Below are 20,271 nucleotides of genomic sequence, written 5' to 3'. Positions count from 1 at the left end.
GGGCTGCCGTGTCCGCGTAGCCGCAGCGCGGGGCCGCGCTGCGGAAGCCGCGCTCAGCCCGGCCGCGCTTCGCTCCGCCGGCGCAGGATCAGGGCGAGGTTTTCCTGCAGCGCCGGATGGCCCGGCAGAAGCCGCAGCGCTTCGCGCAGCAACCCTTCGGCGCGCTCGACATTGCCGGCCTGCAGGTTGGCCATGCCAGCCAGGTTGAGTGCGTTGATGTCGCCGGGCTGCTGCTGCAGCGCACGTTCCAGCGCATGGCAGGCAGCGGCCGTCTCGCCGCGCTTGAGCAACTGCTGTCCGGTCAGCAGCAGCGCGCCGGGTTCGCTGGCCCAGCGGTCGAACTGGCCGGCCCATTTCCGCGTCAGCGCCTCGTTCAGTTCGGCACGCCGGGCGGTGCCGCTGTTGGCGCCGTGGCCCAGGCCGGATTCGCCTTCGTGCGCGTGCCAGATGCTGGTTTCCTCATCCACGAACAGCAGGCTGCTGCGGCTGGCGCAGTGGATGAAGAAATCGTAGTCCTCGTAGATGCTGAAGCGGGTGTCGAAGCGCAGGCCTTCGTCGACCAGGCTGCGATGGAACAGTGTGCCGTTGGGCGTGCTGAGGTTTTCGTAGTAGTAGCGCAGCGGATGGCCGGGCACGCCGCAATGGCCGGTGATGTTGCCGGCCGCGTCGACCACGCTGGTGCGGGCGTAGATCACGCGCTGGTCGGGCCGGCGTTCGGCGCCGAGCAGGGTGGACAGGTGCTGCGGCAGCAGCTCGTCGTCATCGTCGAGGAAATTCAGCCATTCGCCGCGGGCGGATTCCAGCGCCAGGTTGGCCGCCTCCGCGCGCGGCAGGCGCGCATCGGGATCGGGCTTTATCAGGCGCAGCGACCGGCCGTTCACCTGGTCGGGCAGGGCGCCGTGGCGCTGACCGCAGGCGGCGACGACGACGATTTCGAGATTGGGCCAGGTCTGTGCCGCGGCGGACGCGATCGCACGCCGCAGAACCGGCCGCTCCATGCTGCGGATCAGGATGGATACCAGCGGCGGGCTTGCACTGGCCATGGCGGCTATTGCACCTCGCAAACGAAAGCTCAGCAACAAAAACGGCGCGAACCTGTGCAGGCCGCGCCGTTTCTGGTTTCAATTTGGTGGGCGCGACAGGGATCGAACCTGTGACCCCTACCATGTCAAGGTAGTGCTCTACCGCTGAGCTACGCGCCCGGTGAAGGGGCGCGAAATATAGCGGACTCACAGCGGCAGTACAAGCCTCGGATGCAGCCGGGTTGCCGGGCCGCCGGCTTTGTCGCCGCCGCGGAGATGCAGTGTCGCGTTCGCGGCCGCTGACGTCCGCCGCCGCGCGGCATAGAGTGCGTGCTGTTGCCCGCGCGACCGCCGCCCCGGGGTGCGGCGCGCGGCGGCCGCTGCATCCGTAGCTTTCATCGCCACAGCCAAGGAGAATGCCGTGAGCCAGTTCCGTATCGCCGTGATCGTCGGCAGCCTGCGCAAGGATTCGTTCAACAAGAAGCTGGCCCAGGCGCTGGTGCGCCTGATGCCGGCGGAATTCAGTGCGGAATTTTCGCGCATAGACGATCTGCCGCTGTACAACCAGGATGACGACGCCAACCAGGCCGAGCCGGTGAAGCGGCTCAAGCGCGAGATCGCCGCTGCCCAGGGCGTGCTGTTCGTCACTGCCGAATACAACCGCTCGATTCCCGGCGTGCTCAAGAACGCGCTGGACCATGCCTCGCGTCCTTATGGCCAGAGCGCCTGGGCCGGCAAGCCGGCCGGCGTGATCGGCGTTTCCGTCGGCGCCATAGGCACGGCGCTGGCGCAGCAGCATCTGCGCAATGTACTGGCTTATCTGGACATGCCGACGCTGGGCCAGCCCGAAGCCTTCATCCATGCCAAGGACGGCCTGTTCGACGCCGACGGCAACATCGGCGCCGGCAGCCGCGATTTCGTGCAGGGCTGGCTCAACCGCTATCTGGACTGGGTGCGCAAGCAGAACGCCTGATTGGCCGCGCCGGTGCGTCGCGGGAGCCGTGCAGCGGCCGGTTCCCGCAGCCGTATCAGGGCTTCTGGAAATGCTTGACCTGGGCCTTGCCGTACTCCGACAGGAACGGCTGGGCCTGGGCATAGGGCAGGATCACGTCCTCGCCCGCGCAGGCGCTGAGCACATGCGGCGCCTGCGGCGTGAAGGCCAGGCCGCTGCTGCGCGGCCAGAGCGCATTGGGAGTGAAGGCGATGGCCTCCAGGCATTCGCGCATATGCTCGTCCGGTGCGGTGCCGCCGGCGTAGATCTTGCGCAGGCGCTGGTCCAGCGCGGAGTCGGCGGCGATGTCGCCGGCGTATTCGGCTGCCAGCCACTTCTCCATCTTTTCCACCTTGCCTTCGGCCAGGTTGAAGGTCTGCCCGCCGTAGCCCCAGAACGGATGCGCGCCGCCGCAATAGCCGCCCTCGTTGCTGGTGACGACGAGAAAGGTATCGTTCCATTCGACGATCTCGCTGCTCAGCGAGTATTCGTAGCCGTGATCCTCGCCGCGCTGCAGACGGCCGTCGCTGAGGCAGTCGGCGGCGCTTTCCAGCGTGTCCAGGTGGCGCTGCCACAGCAGCTCGTTGACGGCGGCAATGCCCGGTTGCTCGCCCTTGAGGCGGAAGGTCTTGAGTTCCGTGCCGCGCTCGCCGCTGATTTCCTCGTAGGCGCGGCCCTGGAAGCGGGCGGACTGCAGCAGCTGGCTGCGCGCGCCCTGGCGGCGCTGGGCGTGATAGCTCGCAGCGGGCGTGGCCTTGAGTTCCAGGCTGCGGCTGCCGTCGGGCGAACGCCAGCGGCCGCTCAGGCTGCCGGCGCTGCATTCCAGCGTCAGGCGGCCGGTGACTGCATCCTTGCCGTCTTTTTCCAGCCATTCGCCGCCGTCGCCGGGGGCGCGTTCCAGCACCAGTTCGGTCCAGTTCGCGCCATAGTAATAACGGCCCTTGAGCGCCTGCCCGTCCTCCAGCCCGTTGATGGTGCGGAATTCCAGCGAGATCCGGCTTTTGCCCAGCGTGCCGTTCCAGGCCCGTTCCAGGCAGTCTTCGGCATGCAGCGCGGGTGCGGCGAAGATGGCGGCGAGGATGGGCAGGCTGAGGCTGAGTTTCATGGGTGTGCATCCGGCACGGGAGGGCCAGGCAGTCTAGCAATTGTGGCGGACGCCGCCGGTGACAGCGCGTCTACGCCTGAGCCCGCTGCAGCGTAATTCTCTGCGCGATGGCGGAGACTGTCCGTGCCCGCAAACGGCGCATCCGGGCCGCGATGCTGCGTCGGCCCAGGGATTAGTGCAAATCTAATTCTCTGGACCGATAAGAATTAATTCGCAGGGCTGATGATATTCGGTGGCGGATGTAGGCAAGCTCGACCCCTTGGGTTTAACGATTGTCTAACGAGGGGGCAGCATGCGTTCTTCTGCACTACTGAGCGCGATCCTTTTCGCGCTGGCCACGCCGGCGTTCGCCGAGACCGCGCTGGAAACCGAGGCGGATGCCAAGGTCGAGACCGGCGCAAGCGCCGAAGCCGCCGCGACCCCAGACGGAAGCGGGGAACAGCCGCTGGAGCAGATCCAGGTCACCGCCACGCGCGCGGCCCGGTCGAACTTCGATGTCGCCGCAGCGGTGAGCGTCGTCGGCGAGGACGAGATCCGCGAGAAGACCGTCATCACCATTGCCGACTACCTGCGCGCCCAGCCCGGCGCCTTCATCCAGTCGACCACGCCGGGCCAGGCCATTCCCATCATCCGCGGCCTCAAGGGCTCGGAAGTGCTGCACATGGTCGACGGCTTCCGCATGAACACGGCCTTCTTCCGCAACTCGCCCAACCAGTATTTCGCGCTGGCCGATGCGCAGAACGTGCAGCAGATCGAGCTGGTGCGCGGTGCCCAGTCCAGCCTCTACGGTTCCGACGCCATGGGCGGCGTGGTGCAGATCCTCACGCCGGAAGAGCGCTTCCAGGGCGACAGCTGGGACGGCCGCGGCCGCTTCAAGGCGCAGTACAGCAGCGGCGACCTGTCCAGCCTGGGCCGCATCGCCGGCGCGGTGGGCAAGGACGGCATCTCCTTCTCGGGCGGCATCACGGTGCAGGACGTGGGCCTGCGCAAACTCGGCGACGATGGCCAGCGCGTGCCGTATACCGAGTTCAGCTCCTGGGCGGCCGATGCCAAGCTGCTGTGGAGCCCGACGCCGGGCCACGAGCTGATGCTGTCGGCGGCCTATCTCAAGCAGCCCAAGACGCCGCGCGTGGACGAGCTGATTACCAGCTTCCACCAGACCCGGCCCAATTCGGTCGAGTTCTATTTCCAGCCGCAGGACCGCCTGTTCGTGCAGGCGCGCTACGTGATCGAGCAGGACGGCGGCTGGTTCGACCGCGCCGAATTCCACGCCGGCTACCAGAAGATCAATGACGATCGCCGCTCGCGCGAATTCGGCACTGCCAACCGCGAGCTGGAGGAAAATTCCAGCACCCTGCGCGGCGTTACCGCCACCTTCAACAAGGAAGTCGGCAATCACGCCTTCGTCTATGGCGCCGAAGCCTATTACGACACCATCGACAGCTTCCGCCAGCGCCTCAACCTCAACACCAACGTGGTCAGCGCGCGGCCGCCGCGCTTCCCCGACGGCTCCACCATGGACAGCTACGCCCTATTCGTGAATGACAGCATCACGCTTGGATCGCAGTGGCAGCTGGACCTGGGCGCGCGCTATTCCAGCTTCGACATCGAGCTGTCGCCCAACGCCGCCGGTACCGGCGTGAAGCTGAGCCCGGACGATTTCACCGGCAACGCCGGCCTGACCTTCAAAGCCACTGACACCGTGCACGTGGTCGGCAATGTCGGCCGCGGCTTCCGCGCGCCGAACATCTTCGACCTCGGCGTGTTCGGCAGCCGCCCCAGCAATCGCTGGGCCGTGCCCAATACCGATCTCAAGCCGGAAACCGTCATCACCTACGACCTGGGCCTGAAATGGGACAACCCGGGCTGGCAGGCCGAAGCCTTCGTGTGGAAATCCGACTACAAGGACAAGATCACCTCGGTGGAAACCGGCGAACTGACCGACTCCGGCGCCATCATCGTGACCAACCGCAATGTCACCGAGCTGGACCTGTGGGGCGTGGAAGCCGGCGCGCGCTGGTATCTGAGCGAAGAAAGCCAGTTCTACGGCGTGCTCAACTACACCCGCGGCGACGAAACCTATGCCGGCGACACCTACGATGCCGACCGCGTGCCGCCGCTGAGCGGCCGCCTGGGCTGGCTGCAGAAGCTCAGCCCGGTGCTGGAGCTGGACGTGAATGCGCTCTATGCCGCGCGCCAGGATCGTCTGAGCCCGCGCGACCTGACCGACCCGCGCGTGAACCCGGAAGGCACGGCCGGCTGGAACACCTGGAATGCGCGCCTGAGCTATGAGTTCGCGCCGGCCTCGACCCTGGCCCTGCACCTGGACAACATCGCCGACCGGCGCTACCGCGAGCACGGCTCGGGCCTGGACGAGATGGGGCGCAGTGCCAGCGTGGTGCTGGACTGGAACTTCTGAGCGGAGATTCGGGATTGGGCGGAGTCGCCCGGGCCTGATTGCCTGCCGTGCGCCCTGACCGCCGCCGGGACATTGTCCCGGCGGCGGTTCGCGGTTCAAGGCTTATGGTTCCGCGTGCCAGCGTGCCGTTGCTGCCATGCGCCAACCAGCGGCTGGAAAAGCCCCGTCCTTGCGGTCCGGCGTCCGGATACCGTCAAATCCGGAATCGCTAATCCCGAACGGCGCGTTGACACGCGCCGCTTCCGTGCTCTAGTTTCCGGCTGCCGCATTGCGCTTGTGCGATGCATCAAAACGACAAGGTGGCCCGCGCCAACGCGCCGGTCTAGGGTGTGACATGAGCACGCGAACTTTCTTCGATTCCTGAAATTCCCGCGCAGAGCCACCCCAGGAAAGGGCGCTCGGCGCCCTTTTTTATTGGCCGCGGCCCCGACGTTGTGCCGCGGCGGCAAGAGAACAAATCCATGATCAACATTACGCTACCCGACGGCAGCCAGCGTGCGTTCGACCATCCCGTGACGGTACAGGACGTGGCTGCTTCTATCGGCCCCGGCCTGGCCAAGTCCGCCCTGGCCGGCAAGGTCGACGGCAAGCTAGTCGATACCAGCTACCGCATCGAGGCCGACGCCGGACTGGAAATCGTCACGGAAAAACACCCTGACGCGCTGGAAGTGATCCGCCACTCCACCGCCCACCTGCTGGCCCAGGCCACGCAGCGCCTGTTCCCCGACACCCAGGTCACGATAGGCCCGGTGATCGACAACGGCTTCTACTACGACTTCGCGCGCAAGACGCCCTTTACGCCGGACGATCTGGAGAAGATCGAGGCGGAGATGAAGAAGATCGCCGCCGAAGGCGTGCCGGTGTCGCGCTCGCTGATGCAGCGCGATGAGGCGGTCGATTTCTTCAAGGGCAAGGGCGAGAACTACAAGGCCGAGATCATCGCCTCGATTCCGGCCAACGAAGAACTCTCGCTGTATTCACAGGGCGAGTTCATCGACCTGTGCCGCGGCCCGCACGTGCCCAACACGAACAAGCTCAAGGCCTTCAAGCTGATGAAGGTGGCCGGCGCGTACTGGCGCGGCGATGCCAAGAACGAGATGCTGCAGCGTGTCTACGGCACGGCCTGGCTCAACGAGAAGGACCTCAAGGCCTATCTGGTGCAGCTGGAGGAAGCCGAGAAGCGCGACCATCGCAAGATCGGCAAGGCGCTGGACCTGTTCCATCTGCAGGAAGAGGCGCCCGGCCTGGTGTTCTGGCATCCCAAGGGCTGGTCGCTGTGGCAGGTGATCGAGCAGTACATGCGCAAGGTCTACCGCGCCAGCGGCTACCAGGAAGTGCGCTGCCCGCAGATCCTGGACCAGACCCTGTGGCAGAAGACGGGCCACTGGGAAAACTACCGCGAGAACATGTTCACGACGGGCTCGGAGAACCGCGACTACGCGCTCAAGCCGATGAACTGCCCCGGCCACGTGCAGATCTACAACCACGGCCTGCATTCCTACAAGGAACTGCCGATCCGCTACGGCGAGTTCGGCGCCTGCCACCGCAACGAGCCCTCCGGCGCCCTGCACGGCATCATGCGCGTGCGTGGGTTCACCCAGGACGACGGTCACATCTTCTGCATGGAATCGCAGATCGAGGCCGAGGTGACGGCATTCCACCGCCAGGCGATGCAGGTCTACGCCGATTTCGGCTTCGCCGATATCGCGCTGAAGATCGCTCTGCGTCCGGAAAAGCGCATCGGTTCCGACGAGGTCTGGGACAAGGCCGAGGAAACCCTGCGTTCGGCCCTGCGCGCCAGCGGTGTGGAATGGCAGGAGCTTCCCGGCGAGGGCGCCTTCTACGGTCCCAAGATCGAGTACCACATGCGCGACTCCATCGGCCGCGCCTGGCAGGTCGGTACCATGCAGGTCGATTTCTCCATGCCCGGCCGCCTCGGCGCCGAGTACGTAGGCGAGGATTCGGCCCGGCATACGCCGGTCATGCTGCACCGTGCCATCGTCGGTTCGCTGGAGCGTTTCATCGGCGTGCTGATCGAGCACCATGCCGGCAATTTCCCGGCCTGGCTGGCGCCGGTGCAGGCGGTGGTCATGAATATCACCGACGCCCAGGCGGATGCTGTCGCGGCCGCCGTGCAAACCCTTGTCGCGCAAGGTTTCCGGGTAGAGGCGGATTTGCGCAACGAGAAGATCGGCTATAAAATCCGCGAGCACACGCTGCAGAAAGTTCCGTATCTCCTCGTGATCGGTGATCGCGAAAAGGAGAACGGGGCTGTTTCTGTGCGTATCCGCTCGGGCGAAGACCTCGGTTCGATGACCGTCGAACAGTTCGCCGAACGGTTAAAGGGCGAGCAAATCAGAAACTAAGTCTCTGATTTCTCAAATGATTTTGATTCTTGGAGGACGCGCGTATCGCCGCCACTGCTGAAAAAGCCAATCGCCGCAACCACGAGATCCGCGTCCCGCGGGTCCGCGTGATCGGCGCAGACGGGGAACAGGTCGGAGTCCTGTCGCGCGACGAGGCGTTGCGCATGGCACAGGATCTGGAACTGGATCTGGTCGAGATCCAGCCCAATGCCGATCCGCCGGTCTGCCGCATCATGGACTTCGGCAAGTTCAAGTTCGAGATGCAGAAGAAGGCCCACGCGGCCAAGAAGAAGCAGAAACAGGTCGAGATCAAGGAACTCAAGTTCCGCCCGACCACCGACGACGGCGACTACGAGGTCAAGATGCGCAACATGAAGCGCTTCCTGGCCGAGGGCGACAAGGTCAAGGTCGTTATCCGCTTCAAGGGCCGCGAAATGGCACATGTGGAACTCGGCGAGGCGATGGTCAAGCGCATCGCGGCCGAGATCGCCGAGGAAGCCGTGGTCGAGCAGTGGCCGCGCCTCGAAGGGCGCCTGATGGTCATGATGGTCGCCCCCAAGAAGAAGCAATGATCGCGCTGCGGCGCGGTTGAAAGAATTCCCCGGCGCGGCCTGCGCCGGGGTTTTGTGGAACCCGCCCGCGCATGCGCGGGCTTATCAGCCGATTCGAGCAGGACGGAAAGAGTGGCTGCGTGCCACCGCTCGGGTCAGTAACGAAAATCCAGACGGAGCAGTTTCATGCCCAAGATGAAAACCAACCGGGCCGCTGCAAAGCGGTTCCGCAAGACGGCGTCCGGCAAGTTCAAGTGCGGCCACGCCTTCAAGAGCCACATCCTCACCAAGAAGTCGACCAAGCGTAAGCGCAACCTGCGCGGCACGAACCATGTTCGCGCCGAGGACGCAGGCCGCGTGGCACGCATGCTGCCGTATCTCTGAGTGGAGGATTGAACAATGGCACGAGTTAAGAAAGGTGTAACGGCGCGTCGTCGCCACAAGAAGATCATCGCCAAGGCGAAGGGCTACTACAACGCCCGCCGCAAGGTATTCCGCGTAGCCAAGCAGGCCGTCACCAAGGCCCACCAGTACGCCTACATCGGCCGCAAGCAGCGCAAGCGCCAGTTCCGCGCGCTGTGGATCGTGCGCATCAACGCCGGTGCGCGCCAGTTCGGCCTGTCCTACAGCCGCCTGATGAACGGCCTGAAGAAGGCCAACATCACTGTCGACCGCAAGGTGCTGGCCGACATCGCGGTGCACGACATCGCGGCGTTTGGTGCGCTGGCTGAGAAGGCGAAGACCGCCCTGGCCGCGTAACAGCAGCGCGACACCATAGGCGGCGCCGTCCGGTGCCGCCGGCTGCAAGCGGGGAGCGCGGGCGATCAGGCCTTCGCTCCCTTTTTTATTTGCACGAAAAGTTGTTTGCCGCGCCGATCCGCGCCATGTTCTGCTGGCGGCGGGAGGAGGGCAGCGCCGCCGGCCCGCCGGGCCGCGGCTTGAAAGCATGGCTTAAGTATTTTTTGTGGGGTTTGCATGGACGAGTTGCAGACGCAGGTCGACGAATCGCTGGCACGCATAGCCGAAGCCGCGTCGATCGACCAACTGGAAAGCCTGCGCGTGGGCCTGCTCGGCAAGAGCGGCCTGGTGACCGAGCAGCTCAAGGCGCTGGGCAAGCTCGCGCCGGAGCAGCGCAAGCTCGCCGGCGAGCGCGTCAACCGCGCCAAGGAAAGCCTGCAGGAAGCGATCAACACGCGCCGCGGCGTTCTGGAAGAAGCCGCCTTCGCCGAGCGCCTGGCCAACGAGCGCATCGACGTCAGCCTGCCCGGCCGCGTCGCCGACCTGGGCTCCGTGCATCCGGTCTCGCGCACGCTGGCGCGCATCACCGACATCTTCCAGCGCCTGGGCTACCAGGTCGCCGAGGGGCCGGAGATCGAGGACGACCACCATAACTTCGAGGCATTGAACTTCCCGCCGCATCATCCGGCGCGGGCAATGCACGACACCTTCTATTTCCCCGACGGCCGCCTGCTGCGCACGCATACCTCGCCAGTGCAGATCCGCGCCATGAGCGGGCAGGTGCCGCCGATCCGCGTGATCGCGCCGGGCAAGGTCTACCGCAGCGACTCGGACCAGACCCATACGCCCATGTTCCATCAGGTCGAAGGCCTGCTGGTGGACGAGACCTCCAGCTTCGCCGACCTCAAGGGCACTCTGGCCGAATTCGTGCGCGCCTTCTTCGAGCGCGATTTCGAGATGCGCTTCCGCCCCAGCTATTTCCCCTTCACCGAACCGTCGGCGGAAGTCGACATCCGCTGGGACCAGGAAGACGGCAGCGAGCGCTGGCTGGAAGTGCTGGGCTGCGGCATGGTGCATCCCAATGTACTGCGCAACTGCGGCATAGATCCGGAGCGCTACACCGGCTTTGCCTTCGGCCTGGGCGTGGAGCGCTTCGCCATGTTGCGCTACGGCGTCAAGGATCTGCGCCAGTTCTTCGAGAACGACCTGCGCTTCCTGCGCCAGTTCGCCTGATCCGGCCGGCCGCCGCGGCGGCATGTCCCACTCTCCAATTCTGCCGATTGCCGACAAATGAAATTCAGCGAAAACTGGCTGCGCGACCTGGTCGACCCGGCCGCCGATAGAGCCGAACTGTGCCACCGCCTGACCATGGCCGGGCTGGAAGTCGAAGGCGTGGAAGTGCTGGGCGAAGGCCTGGCCGGTGTCCGCGTCGGTGAGATCGTGGCCTGCGAAAAGCATCCGAATGCCGACAAGCTGCTCGTCTGCAGCGTTTCCGTCGGCGCGGGCGAGCCGCTGCAGATTGTCTGCGGCGCGCCGAATGCGCGCCTGGGCCTGAAAGCGCCGGTCGCCACCATAGGCGCAGTGCTGCCCAATGGCCTTGCGATCAAGCAGGCCGCGCTGCGCGGCGTCGATTCCTTCGGCATGCTGTGCTCGGCCAAGGAATTGGGCCTGGATGCCGATGCTTCGGGCCTGATGGAACTGCCGGCCGATGCGCCGGTCGGCGCCGCGCTGGCGGACTATCTCGCGCTGCCCGACGCCAGCATCGAACTCAAGATGACGCCGAACCGGCCCGATTGTCTGGGTCTGCGCGGCCTGGCCTACGACGTGGCCGCGCTGTTCGGCGCGCCGCTGCGCGAGGTCAGCGCAGATGCAGCAGAGCTGCGCAGCGAAGCCGTGCGCAGCGTCGAACTGGCCGCGCCGGCCGATTGTCCGCGCTATCTCGGCCGAGTGGTCGAAGGTGTGGATCCCACGGCGCCCTCGCCGCTGTGGCTGAAAGAGCGCCTGCGCCGCGCCGGCCTGCGTCCGATCAGCGCCGTGGTCGACATCACCGCTTATGTGATGCTGGAACTCGGCCAGCCCATGCACGCCTTCGACAACGACAGGCTCGACGGCGGCATCCGCGTGCGCCGCGCCGCGGCCGGCGAGAAGCTGGCCCTGCTCGACGGCAGCGAAGTGCAGCTGGATGCGCAGTTCCTCGTCATCGCCGACGCCGCGCGCGCCGTGGCCCTGGCCGGCATCATGGGCGGGCTGGATTCGCGCGTCACCGATGCGACCACGAATGTGTTCCTGGAAAGCGCGCATTTTGCACCGCCGGCCATCATGGGCCGCGCGCGCAAGCTGGGCATGCACACCGATGCTTCGCACCGCTTCGAGCGCGGTGTCGATCCGGAGCTGCCGCGCGCTGCGTTGGAACGAGCCACGGCGCTGCTGCTGCAGATCGCCGGCGGCCGTGCCGGTCCGGTGGTCGAGGCGGTCGCCGCCGGACACCTGCCGCAGCGCGGCGCCGTCGTGCTGCGCCGCGCGCGCCTGGCGCGCGTGCTGGGTATGGAAGTGGCCGATGCGGAAGTCGAGCGCATCCTGCGCGCGCTGGGCATGCAGGTGGAAAGCGCCGCCGGCGGCTGGTCGGTGACGCCGCCCTCGCGCCGCTTCGATATCGAGATCGAGGAAGACCTGATCGAGGAAGTCGTGCGCGTGCATGGCTATGAGCGGGTGCCCACGCGTTCGCCCAGCGGCCAGCTGCGCCTGGGTCTGCCGCCCGAGGTGCAGGTGCCGGCCGACCGCCTGCGCGCCCAACTGGTCGCGCGCGGCTACAACGAGGCGGTCTGCTACAGCTTCGTCGCCAAGGACTGGCTGCAGCGCTGGTCGCGCCTGGACGGCAGCGTTGCCCTGGCCAACCCGCTCAGCGCCGACCTGGCGGTGATGCGCACCTCGCTGCTGCCCGGCCTGGTCGAGGCGCTCAAGCACAACCTCAACCGCCAGCAGGAACGGGTGCGCCTGTTCGAGATCGCGCGTGTGTTCGCCGCAGGCGGGCAGGGGCCGGTGGAGACCCGCCGCATCGCCGCGGTCGCCTGCGGCCGGGCGCTGCCCGAGCACTGGGGCGGCGACAAGCGCTCGATCGATTATTTCGACCTCAAGGCCGACCTGGAGACCTTGGCCGGCCTGTCCAGCAGTCTGGCCAGCCTGGAATTCCACCCAGCCGGGCGCCCGGACTTCCACCCAGGCCGCAGCGCGGAAGTGCTCATGGCCGGTCGATCGCTGGGCTTCATAGGCGCCCTGCACCCGCGTCTGCTCAAGGCGCTGGATCTGGACCAGGATGTCTATGCCTTCGAGCTGGACCTGGATGGGCTCGCCGCTGGTCGGCTGCCTGCGGCCGTCGAGCTGTCGCGTTTCCCCCAGGTGCGCCGCGATATCGCCGTCGTGCTGCCCGAGAGCGTCTCTTGGACTCAGGTGGAAAGCGTGCTGCGGCGTATTGATCCGGGCGTGTTGCGTGAACTTGTGGTATTTGATCGCTACAGTGGAACCGGCCTAGGTTCCGGTCTAAAGAGCCTCGCTATTGGCTTGATTTTGCAGGACAGTTACCGCACTCTTACGGATCAGGATGCAGACCATTTCGTGGCTTCGGCCTTGGCTGCCCTGGAACGCGAATGCGGCGGAAGATTGCGGGGGTAGCATGGCGCTGACCAAGGCGGAAATGGCTGAGCGACTGTTCCTGGACGTAGGCCTCAACAAGCGCGAGGCCAAGGAATTCGTCGATGCGTTCTTCGATGTAGTGCGTGAGGCTCTGGAAAAAGGGGAGCAGGTGAAATTGTCGGGTTTCGGCAATTTCGATCTGCGCAAGAAGAATCAGCGTCCCGGGCGCAATCCCAAGACCGGCGAGGAGATCCCGATCTCCGCGCGGCGTGTGGTTACGTTCCGGCCGGGTCAGAAGCTGAAGGTCAGAGTCGAGGCCTATGCTGGATCAGGGCAGCAATAGCGAGCTCCCGGTAATCCCGGCCAAGCGCTACTTCACCATCGGTGAAGTCAGCGAACTGTGCGGCGTGAAGCCGCACGTGCTGCGCTACTGGGAACAGGAGTTCACCAATCTCAAGCCGGTCAAGCGGCGCGGCAATCGCCGGTATTATCAGCGCCACGACGTGCTGATGATCCGGCAGATCCGTTCGCTGCTGTACGACCAGGGCTTCACCATCACCGGCGCGCGCCAGCGCCTGGATGGCCAGCAGCAGCGCAATGAAGTCAGCATGTCCAGCCAGATCGTGCGCCAGGTGCGCATGGAACTGGAGGAAGTGCTGCAGATACTGCGGCGCTGAGTGGTGTTGTGATTTTGCCGGTCGGTGCGGCGTTTCTGGCCGCGGCGGCTGGTTGTGTTTCTGGTATCTGCAATTCGGTTCTGCTGCATTGCGGTTATCTGGCCGGCGTCTGCTATACTCGCCGGCTCTTGCATCGCCGATCACCGCGTCGGGGCGTAGCGCAGCCTGGTAGCGCATCTGCCTGGGGGGCAGAGGGTCGTGGGTTCAAATCCCGCCGTCCCGACCAATTTCTGGTGATGCAGGCCAATGAGTTAGGCGGATCGCTGCAACGGCGAAACTGAAACGCCTCATTATTCCTCACTGTTTCCTCTCTGGCGCTTGAGTCGCAGACTTGGCGTGGCTGGCGTTTTTCTTTGATTTTTCTTGTCCCTACTGGGTTCAGGCCGGCTTGGGTGACGTTTGTTGTCCCAATTGGGTCTTCTAGCGGCTCTCGCGGTTTGTGGGTGTCTTGAGCTGGGTGGCGACGGTGTTTGATTCGAGCGGGTTGGTGCGCCTTCGGCGCGGAGTTGGTTGATTTAGAAGCGGTTTCGTCCGCTTGCGGCGGCCGACCTACTTTTTTTGCTTGTGCAAAAGAAGTAGGCAAAGAAAACACACCCCAGAAGCCGCGGCCTACGGGCATCCTGCCCTTCGGCTTCGCGAGGCGGCTACGGGGTCGCGAAGGGCCATCCTGGCTCTGCGCACGACTCGCGTCCATCCCTGGACGCTACCCGCGCTGCGCGCGGGCTGATCCTGCGCCGCCTCGCCGCGGCTTATGGGGCCGCGGTAAGGCGGCGCACATCCTTGTGCGCAGGAGAGCACAGCCACAGCCACAGCCACAGCCACAGCAGGGCAGAGCCCGAGCACCATCACGAGCAACGGCAACGGCAACGGCAACGGCAACGGCAGCCACGGTTCCGCAAGCGGCGACCGAATCGGGATCGGAAGCGGCGTTCGAGGCAGTATTCGAGGCGGCATTCCAAGGGCGCCCAAAGCGGCAAACGGCAAAAGCAGCGCCCGGTTCGAGCAGAGCTTGGGAGCGAGGGCGCCGCCTCGATGGGCTGCAGGAGCCGCGAATCCGCCTTCTCCAGCCGCCGAAGCCCCGACGTCGCCGCCCTCGGGGCCTGTCTCAGGCACTTTTCAGCCCGCTTCGATACGTTGCAGAAATGCGCCTTGTCGCCCAGGAGGCCGCTTTCCAGCACCGCCGCTGCGTTTCTGCTTGTCCGGACAGTTTGCCGAACTCTCCGTGCAAGCTGTTGATTTTCGGTGACCTCGCCGAGATTTCGCCGAAACCTCGCCGCCCGATGTTGCGGATTTCGCCGCGAACTCGCCCGCCACTCGGGACTCGCTGGGCGGCGCTTCCTAGTGTCGGCCCATCACCACGAGGAGGGCGTGACATGAACTGTGTGCACTGGCGGCATGAAGGCAACGCGGCGTTTCCATCCTGGCGTGACCGGGAGGATTACCTGGAACGGTTCGGTCCGCGTGCCCTGGTCTGGGTAGGCGATTTGCGCGAACTGCATGCCTGGGGCTGGAGTCCGCCGGCGCTGTGCATCGCCCTGCGCGGGCGGGTGCATGTGGACAACCGCGGCTGTGGTGTGGAGCTGGGCGCCGCCGATGTGCTGCTCACCGAGGGCGGCAATGGTCTGCGCATGGAACCGGCCGGGGCCGGCGAGGCCCGCGTCGCCGTGCTCTGGCTGGCGCCGGCGACCCTGCGCGGCCGTGCCAGCGTGGATCCGCTGCCGGCATTCTTCGCCCAGGACGGCGAGCTGGCCACGGCCCTGGGCCGGCTGGCCCAGTCCACCCAGGACCTGTCCGTAGACACCCATGCGGCGCTGGACCAGGTACTCAACCTGCTGGCCCGGCGTCAGCAGGAAATGGCCCAACTGCTGGCCAACTGCCCCGGCCGCAGCGAGCGCCACCGGCGCCAGCTGTATGCGCGCCTGCTGCGTGCCAAGCACGTGATCGACCATGGCCAGGCCGTGCCGCTGGACCTGGCTGCGCTGGCCCAGGTCGCCAGCCTGTCGCCCTCGCACTTCCTGCGCCTGTTCCACCGTGTGTTCGGCGCCTCGCCGCACCGCTATCTGGTGCAGCAGCGCATGCTGCGCGCGCGCCGCATGGTGGTAGAGACCAGCGTGCCTATTGGTACCATCGCCCAGCGCATGGGCTTCATCAATCGCTGTGCCTTTGCCCGCCTGTTCAAGCAGCAGTTCGGCACGCCGGCGACGCGGTTGCGGCGCATGGCGCTGATGCAGGCGCGGGCCAGCGTGACGCGGGCCTTCGGCCTGGCCAATGGCGGCGCGCGAATCGCGTACAGTCACCAGCCGGAGGCGGCATGATCGGACAGGTGGGGCAGATGAAGAAGCGTGTCGGCGGCGCGGTTGCCGGGTTGGGCTGGAAGAGCGGGCTGGCCGTGCTGCTGCTGGCCTGGAGCGGGTTCGCGGCGGCGGTGGATCCGCGCGTGGCGCAGGATTCGCGCCAGGCGTTCAAATCCTTCGCCCAGCCGCTGGTCGGCAGCTGGGACTGCAGCCTGCGCAGCTGGGACGACCGTTTCCGCGAGCGCATGGTGGAGACGCCGCAGAAACGGCGCTTCGAATGGGTGCTGCGCGGCAATTTCCTGCAGGAAACCGTGCACGCGGTGCTGCGCGGCGGCGATACCGTCCATGTCGGCATCAACCTGCTCAGCGTCGATCCGGAAACCATGCACATACTCGGCAGCGGCTTTGACGCGGTGACGCCGGACCGGCGCATGCTGCTGGACGCGGAGCTGGCGCCGGATCTGCGCCATCTCAGCGGCAAGGTGCAGATGCGTCCTGGCAAGGAAGGGGCCGAGGCCGACCAGCGCTTCGACTGGCAGTGGACCGACACCGACCGCACCCGCTCGCGCCTGTACTCGCGCGATTCCAATGGCCGCGAATTCCTCAACCACGAACTGATCTGCAAGCGCGCCGCGGACGCCGCCGCCGGCAGCGGGGAGTGAAATCCGCACAGCCGGGCGGCCGCGGGCTAAACTCGCCGGATCGCCACCAACGGATGTGTCCATGAACTCGCCCAGGCTGCCGCGCCGCACGCTGTATCCGGAAATCGAACCCTACGACAGCGGCAGGCTGCAGGTTTCCGAGCTGCACAATGTCTACTATGAGCAGTGTGGAAATCCGCAAGGCAAGCCCGTGGTTTTCCTGCACGGCGGCCCGGGCGCCGGCTGCAACGCAAATTCGCGCCGCTTCTTCGATCCGGCGCACTACCGCATCATCCTGTTCGACCAGCGCGGCTGCGGCCGCTCCACGCCGCATGCGGAGCTGCGCGAGAACACCACCTGGCACCTGGTCGCGGACATAGAACGCCTGCGCGAACACCTGGGCGTGGAACGCTGGCAGGTGTTCGGCGGTTCCTGGGGTTCGACTCTGGCCCTGGCCTATGCCCAGACCCATCCCGGGCGCGTCACCGAACTGGTCCTGCGCGGCATCTTCATGCTGCGGCGCTGGGAGCTGGAGTGGTTCTACCAGAAGGGGTGCGACGCGATCTTCCCGGATGTGTGGGAGTCGTACCTGGCGGCGATTCCTGAAGCGGAACGCGGCGATCTGATGAGCGCCTATTACCGCCGCCTGACCAGCAGCGATCCGGCCGTGCGCAGCGCGGCGGCGCGGGCCTGGGCGGTGTGGGAGGGCGCAACCAGTTTCCTGTATCAGGATCCTTCGCATATCGCCGCCACCGGCGAGGACCAGTTCGCCCTGGCCTTCGCCCGCATCGAATGCCATTACTTCGTGCACGGCGGCTTTTTCGATCACGACGACCAGCTGCTGCGCAACGCCTCGCGCCTGCGCGGCATTCCCGCGGTGATCGTACAGGGGCGCTACGACGTGGTCTGTCCGGCGCGCTCGGCCTGGGATCTGCACCGCGCCTGGCCCGAGGCGGAACTGCGCATCGTCGCCGACGCCGGCCATTCGGCGATGGAGCCGGGCATCAGCCACGAACTGATCGAGGCCACCGACCGCTTCCGCTGAGCGCGCATGTTGCAGCCCTTGCGGGTAAGCCGGGGCGGCGGCGGCGCGGTCGTGTATTCGGCACTCCCGGTACTGTCGGCAGTTGACCGCCGCGCGGTCAGTGCCGACAGTGTCGTCGTGGTGCGGGACTTGTCGCCGGCTGTGTCCGGTGGCCGGGTTCCGCGCCGCGGGCGCCGGGCGGACGGCCGTGCGGCGCCTGCCGGACACAACTGAGACTGAAGCCGGGGATTTGGGTGAGCGCCAACGTTCGCGTGTTGCGACCACAGGAACAGACACGATTTGCACGCCTCGGCGACTGGCTCGTCGATCTGGCCAGCAATCGCCTGTTGCGCGGCGACCGCGAGCTGCGCCCCACGCCCAAGGCGATGGCGGTACTGCGCCAGCTGATGCTGGCCAACGGTGCGCCGCAGACCCGCGCCGAACTGCTGGATACGGTCTGGCGCGACGCCTATCCCACCGATGACGTGCTCACCCACGCCATCACCGAGCTGCGCCGCGCGATCGAGGAAGATCCCAAGCTGCCGCGGCATATCGAGACCATACCCAAGGTCGGCTATCGCCTGCTGACGCCGGTGGAGTGGCTGGAACAGCTGCCCAGTCCGGCCGGCGAAGCCGCAGCCGAGGCGGCCGGCGTGGAAGCGCCGCGCGCGGCGGAGCCGCCGCGGCGGCCCATGGCCATGCTGATCGTGTCCGGCGCCATCGTCGTGTTGCTGGCCCTGCTCGCCGTGTTCGGCCGCGCGCCGCCGCCGTCGCCGCTGGATCTGCGCAATCCAGTGTTCGCCGTCAACAACCTGCCGCAGCGCCCGGTCACGGCCGAGCCGGACAGTGAAACATTCCCGAATATTTCGCCCGACGGCACCTCGGTCGCCTACAGCGCGCGCTACCCCGGCGACGAGGGCATGCATATCTATCTGCGCGGCCTGTCCGGCTCGCCGCCGATACGCCTGAGCCGCAGCGACGCGGGCGAGGAAACCTATCCGGTGTGGTCGCCCGACGGCACCCAGATCGCCTTCGTGCGCCTGCAGGGCGAGCAATGCCGAATCGTCGTCGTCGCCGCCCTCGGCGGCCGCGAGCGCGAGGCCGCCGCCTGCGAGCCGTTCTTCATCGACTATTTCGACTGGAGCCGCGACGGCCGCTCCCTGCTGATCTCGCGCCGCCGCGCCGATGCCGACGGCAAGACGCCGATGGACGGGCCCAAGACCCTGCACCGGCTGGCGCTGGAAGACGGCCAGGTCACGCCGCTGGAATACCTGCGCGATCCCAACCAGCCCGACATACAGCCGCGCGTCTCGCCCGACGGCCGCCGCATCGCCTTCCGCCGCGGCGCCGTGCCGTACAGCGATCTGTACGTGATGGCCAGCGAAGGCGGGGCGCCGCGCCAGCTCACTCGCCTGCGCGCGCGCATCCGCGGCTACGACTGGCTCACCGACAATCGCCACATCCTGCTTTCCTCCGATCACGGCGGCACGCAGGGGCTGTATCTGCTGGATACCGAATCCGGCGAGCTGGCCAACCTCGGCATCGCCGGCGGCAGCTATCCCGCTGCCAGCCGCGGCCGTGCGCTGGCCGTGTTCCAGCAGGATTCCGCCGACGTCAATCTGCAGAGCTTCCGCTTCGACGCCGCGGTGGATGCGGCCGGCGAGGGCATAGCCTCATCCACGCGCAGCGAATCCTGGCCGGCGTTCGCGCCGAACGACGACCGCCTGGTGTTCGTCTCCAACCGCGGCGGCGATTCGCAGCTGTGGCTGTCCGAACCTGGCGCGCGCACCTCCTACCAGATCACTCACCACAAGAACGTCGAACTCAGCGCGCCGAACTGGTCGCCGGACGGCCGCCGCGTGGTTTACGTCGCGCGCGGCGGCGGGCAGAGCCGGCTGTTCTCGGTAGAGGTGGATTCCGGCCAGACGCGCCAGGAAAGCGATGCCGGCGACAACGTGCGCTACGGCACCTACGCCGCCGACGGCCGCAGCCTGTTCTACATCTCCGACCGCGACGGCGCCTGGCATATCTGGCAGCGCGACCTGGCCAAGCGCAGCAGCCGGCGCCTGTCCGATGCCACTGCCTACAGCCTCAGCGATGGCGTCGGTAATGGAAAACTGTATTTTGCCAATATGGGGGAAGGCGGCCTGTATGCGCTGGACCTGGCCAGCGGCAAGCAGGAGCGCGTCAGCGGCGCGGTGCAGTTCTGGAACATGAACGCCTGGCGCGCCGATCCCACCGGCCTGTACTACCTGCAGTCCGGCGAAAACATGAAGCCGCAGCTGTTCCGCCAGGATTGGGACGGCAGCGCGCCGCGCCTGCTGCGCACGGTGGAGTGGGCCGTGGCCGAAGGCGGCCTGACCCTGGACCGCCTGGCTTCCCGTGCCGTGCTGCCGGTGGTCGCGCGCGACGATACCGATGTGATCCTGCTCGACCTGGGAGAGTTGGTGCAGTAGCGCGGCGGGTTGTATCTCGCAGCGACAGAGGGAATCGCAGGTACGGCGCGCCGTCGATGGTGACCGTGGACGGTTCGTGCGGCGCCAATGCGGCCCGTCGCGCGCTGCGCGGTTCCGCCGGGCGCCAGCTTCTGTGTGCGGATCAGCGCGCCGCCGGCGCCTGCAGCGGCGCCGCCGCACTGGCGCGCATTCCCATCAGGCGATCAGCCAATGCGGTATGCGGGGTGCGGCAGTCAGCCCGATGTCAAGGACAGGCGCGGTGACGCGGGGAACGGTTTGCATCCTTCAACGCAGCATCATCCCCGATGCTGTCCGCCCTGCGGACTTGGCGATGGCCTGTGCCGTGGCGCATGTACA

General features: G+C 66.5%; 16 protein-coding genes and 2 tRNA genes. 15 read left to right on the top strand and 3 right to left on the bottom strand.

The window, feature by feature from the left end; translation table 11 throughout:
* Positions 1–53 precede the first annotated feature (53 nt).
* A complete protein-coding gene (locus tag NM961_RS10260) occupies positions 54–1,043 on the bottom strand; it encodes a glycosyltransferase (protein WP_255914152.1) in 990 nt (329 codons plus the stop codon).
* Positions 1,044–1,127: 84 nt separating this feature from the next.
* A tRNA-Val gene (locus NM961_RS10255) sits at positions 1,128–1,202 on the bottom strand.
* Positions 1,203–1,443: 241 nt separating this feature from the next.
* Here NM961_RS10255 and NM961_RS10250 point away from each other — a divergent pair.
* On the top strand, positions 1,444–1,995 hold the full coding sequence (locus tag NM961_RS10250; RefSeq protein ID WP_255914151.1) for an NADPH-dependent FMN reductase: 552 nt from the start codon (positions 1,444–1,446) through the stop codon (positions 1,993–1,995).
* Between the two features lie 55 nt (positions 1,996–2,050).
* Here the strand turns inward: NM961_RS10250 and NM961_RS10245 are convergent, their stop codons facing one another.
* On the bottom strand, positions 2,051–3,118 hold the full coding sequence (locus tag NM961_RS10245; protein WP_255914150.1) for a hypothetical protein: 1,068 nt from the start codon (positions 3,116–3,118) through the stop codon (positions 2,051–2,053).
* A 292-nt stretch (positions 3,119–3,410) separates the two neighbouring features.
* On the opposite strand from NM961_RS10245, the gene NM961_RS10240 reads away from it, so the two are divergent.
* From NM961_RS10240 to NM961_RS10175, 14 genes are all read left to right on the top strand, one after another.
* Positions 3,411–5,537, top strand: coding sequence for a TonB-dependent receptor plug domain-containing protein (locus tag NM961_RS10240; RefSeq protein WP_255914149.1), 2,127 nt, complete (start codon positions 3,411–3,413; stop codon positions 5,535–5,537).
* A 461-nt stretch (positions 5,538–5,998) separates the two neighbouring features.
* Positions 5,999–7,903, top strand: a complete 1,905-nt coding sequence (thrS, locus tag NM961_RS10235; RefSeq protein ID WP_255914148.1) for a threonine--tRNA ligase — start codon at positions 5,999–6,001, stop codon at positions 7,901–7,903.
* Positions 7,904–7,947: 44 nt separating this feature from the next.
* Positions 7,948–8,475: a translation initiation factor IF-3 gene (gene infC, locus NM961_RS10230; RefSeq protein ID WP_257385075.1), complete on the top strand. Its 528-nt coding sequence runs from the start codon at positions 7,948–7,950 to the stop codon at positions 8,473–8,475.
* Positions 8,476–8,640: 165 nt separating this feature from the next.
* A complete protein-coding gene (gene rpmI, locus NM961_RS10225; RefSeq protein ID WP_133819098.1) occupies positions 8,641–8,838 on the top strand; it encodes a 50S ribosomal protein L35 in 198 nt (65 codons plus the stop codon).
* Between the two features lie 15 nt (positions 8,839–8,853).
* Complete coding sequence (gene rplT / locus NM961_RS10220; RefSeq protein ID WP_255914146.1) at positions 8,854–9,213, top strand: 50S ribosomal protein L20; 360 nt, start codon at positions 8,854–8,856, stop codon at positions 9,211–9,213.
* A gap of 216 nt (positions 9,214–9,429) precedes the next feature.
* A complete protein-coding gene (gene pheS, locus NM961_RS10215; protein ID WP_255914145.1) occupies positions 9,430–10,425 on the top strand; it encodes a phenylalanine--tRNA ligase subunit alpha in 996 nt (331 codons plus the stop codon).
* Positions 10,426–10,482: 57 nt separating this feature from the next.
* Entirely contained in the window at positions 10,483–12,861 is a 2,379-nt protein-coding gene (pheT, locus tag NM961_RS10210; protein ID WP_255914144.1) for a phenylalanine--tRNA ligase subunit beta, read from the top strand.
* A gap of 1 nt (position 12,862) precedes the next feature.
* Positions 12,863–13,165, top strand: a complete 303-nt coding sequence (locus NM961_RS10205; protein ID WP_255914143.1) for an integration host factor subunit alpha — start codon at positions 12,863–12,865, stop codon at positions 13,163–13,165.
* Positions 13,143–13,499 (top strand): MerR family transcriptional regulator, encoded by a 357-nt coding sequence (locus NM961_RS10200; protein ID WP_133819103.1) that lies wholly within the window; start codon positions 13,143–13,145, stop codon positions 13,497–13,499. The genes NM961_RS10205 and NM961_RS10200 overlap by 23 nt, the downstream gene beginning before the upstream one ends.
* A 149-nt stretch (positions 13,500–13,648) precedes the next feature.
* Positions 13,649–13,725, top strand: a tRNA-Pro gene (locus NM961_RS10195).
* Positions 13,726–14,872: 1,147 nt separating this feature from the next.
* Positions 14,873–15,814, top strand: a complete 942-nt coding sequence (locus NM961_RS10190) for a helix-turn-helix transcriptional regulator (protein ID WP_255914142.1) — start codon at positions 14,873–14,875, stop codon at positions 15,812–15,814.
* On the top strand, positions 15,811–16,455 hold the full coding sequence (locus tag NM961_RS10185; protein WP_255914141.1) for a hypothetical protein: 645 nt from the start codon (positions 15,811–15,813) through the stop codon (positions 16,453–16,455). The genes NM961_RS10190 and NM961_RS10185 overlap by 4 nt, the downstream gene beginning before the upstream one ends.
* 61 nt (positions 16,456–16,516) lie before the next feature.
* A complete protein-coding gene (gene pip / locus NM961_RS10180) occupies positions 16,517–17,479 on the top strand; it encodes a prolyl aminopeptidase (RefSeq protein ID WP_255914139.1) in 963 nt (320 codons plus the stop codon).
* A 233-nt stretch (positions 17,480–17,712) separates the two neighbouring features.
* On the top strand, positions 17,713–19,914 hold the full coding sequence (locus tag NM961_RS10175) for a winged helix-turn-helix domain-containing protein (protein WP_255914138.1): 2,202 nt from the start codon (positions 17,713–17,715) through the stop codon (positions 19,912–19,914).
* Positions 19,915–20,271: the final 357 nt, after the last annotated feature.

This window comes from Tahibacter harae (assembly GCF_024437735.1).
Lineage (GTDB): Bacteria > Pseudomonadota > Gammaproteobacteria > Xanthomonadales > Rhodanobacteraceae > Tahibacter > Tahibacter harae.
Note: the sequence above shows the minus strand (reverse complement) of the source record. Positions and strands in the feature narration are given on the sequence as shown.

Excerpts from the sequence above, each read along its gene's own strand:
- thrS (WP_255914148.1), top strand. The coding sequence starts at position 5,999 with ATGATCAACATTACGCTACCCGACGGCAGCCAGCGTGCGTTCGACCAT.
- NM961_RS10185 (WP_255914141.1), top strand. The coding sequence starts at position 15,811 with ATGATCGGACAGGTGGGGCAGATGAAGAAGCGTGTCGGCGGCGCGGTT.
- rpmI (WP_133819098.1), top strand. The coding sequence starts at position 8,641 with ATGCCCAAGATGAAAACCAACCGGGCCGCTGCAAAGCGGTTCCGCAAG.
- rplT (WP_255914146.1), top strand. The coding sequence starts at position 8,854 with ATGGCACGAGTTAAGAAAGGTGTAACGGCGCGTCGTCGCCACAAGAAG.
- NM961_RS10190 (WP_255914142.1), top strand. The coding sequence starts at position 14,873 with ATGAACTGTGTGCACTGGCGGCATGAAGGCAACGCGGCGTTTCCATCC.
- pheS (WP_255914145.1), top strand. The coding sequence starts at position 9,430 with ATGGACGAGTTGCAGACGCAGGTCGACGAATCGCTGGCACGCATAGCC.
- NM961_RS10240 (WP_255914149.1), top strand. The coding sequence starts at position 3,411 with ATGCGTTCTTCTGCACTACTGAGCGCGATCCTTTTCGCGCTGGCCACG.
- NM961_RS10260 (WP_255914152.1), bottom strand. The coding sequence starts at position 1,043 with ATGGCCAGTGCAAGCCCGCCGCTGGTATCCATCCTGATCCGCAGCATG.
- NM961_RS10205 (WP_255914143.1), top strand. The coding sequence starts at position 12,863 with ATGGCGCTGACCAAGGCGGAAATGGCTGAGCGACTGTTCCTGGACGTA.
- pip (WP_255914139.1), top strand. The coding sequence starts at position 16,517 with ATGAACTCGCCCAGGCTGCCGCGCCGCACGCTGTATCCGGAAATCGAA.
- NM961_RS10245 (WP_255914150.1), bottom strand. The coding sequence starts at position 3,118 with ATGAAACTCAGCCTCAGCCTGCCCATCCTCGCCGCCATCTTCGCCGCA.
- NM961_RS10200 (WP_133819103.1), top strand. The coding sequence starts at position 13,143 with ATGCTGGATCAGGGCAGCAATAGCGAGCTCCCGGTAATCCCGGCCAAG.
- pheT (WP_255914144.1), top strand. The coding sequence starts at position 10,483 with ATGAAATTCAGCGAAAACTGGCTGCGCGACCTGGTCGACCCGGCCGCC.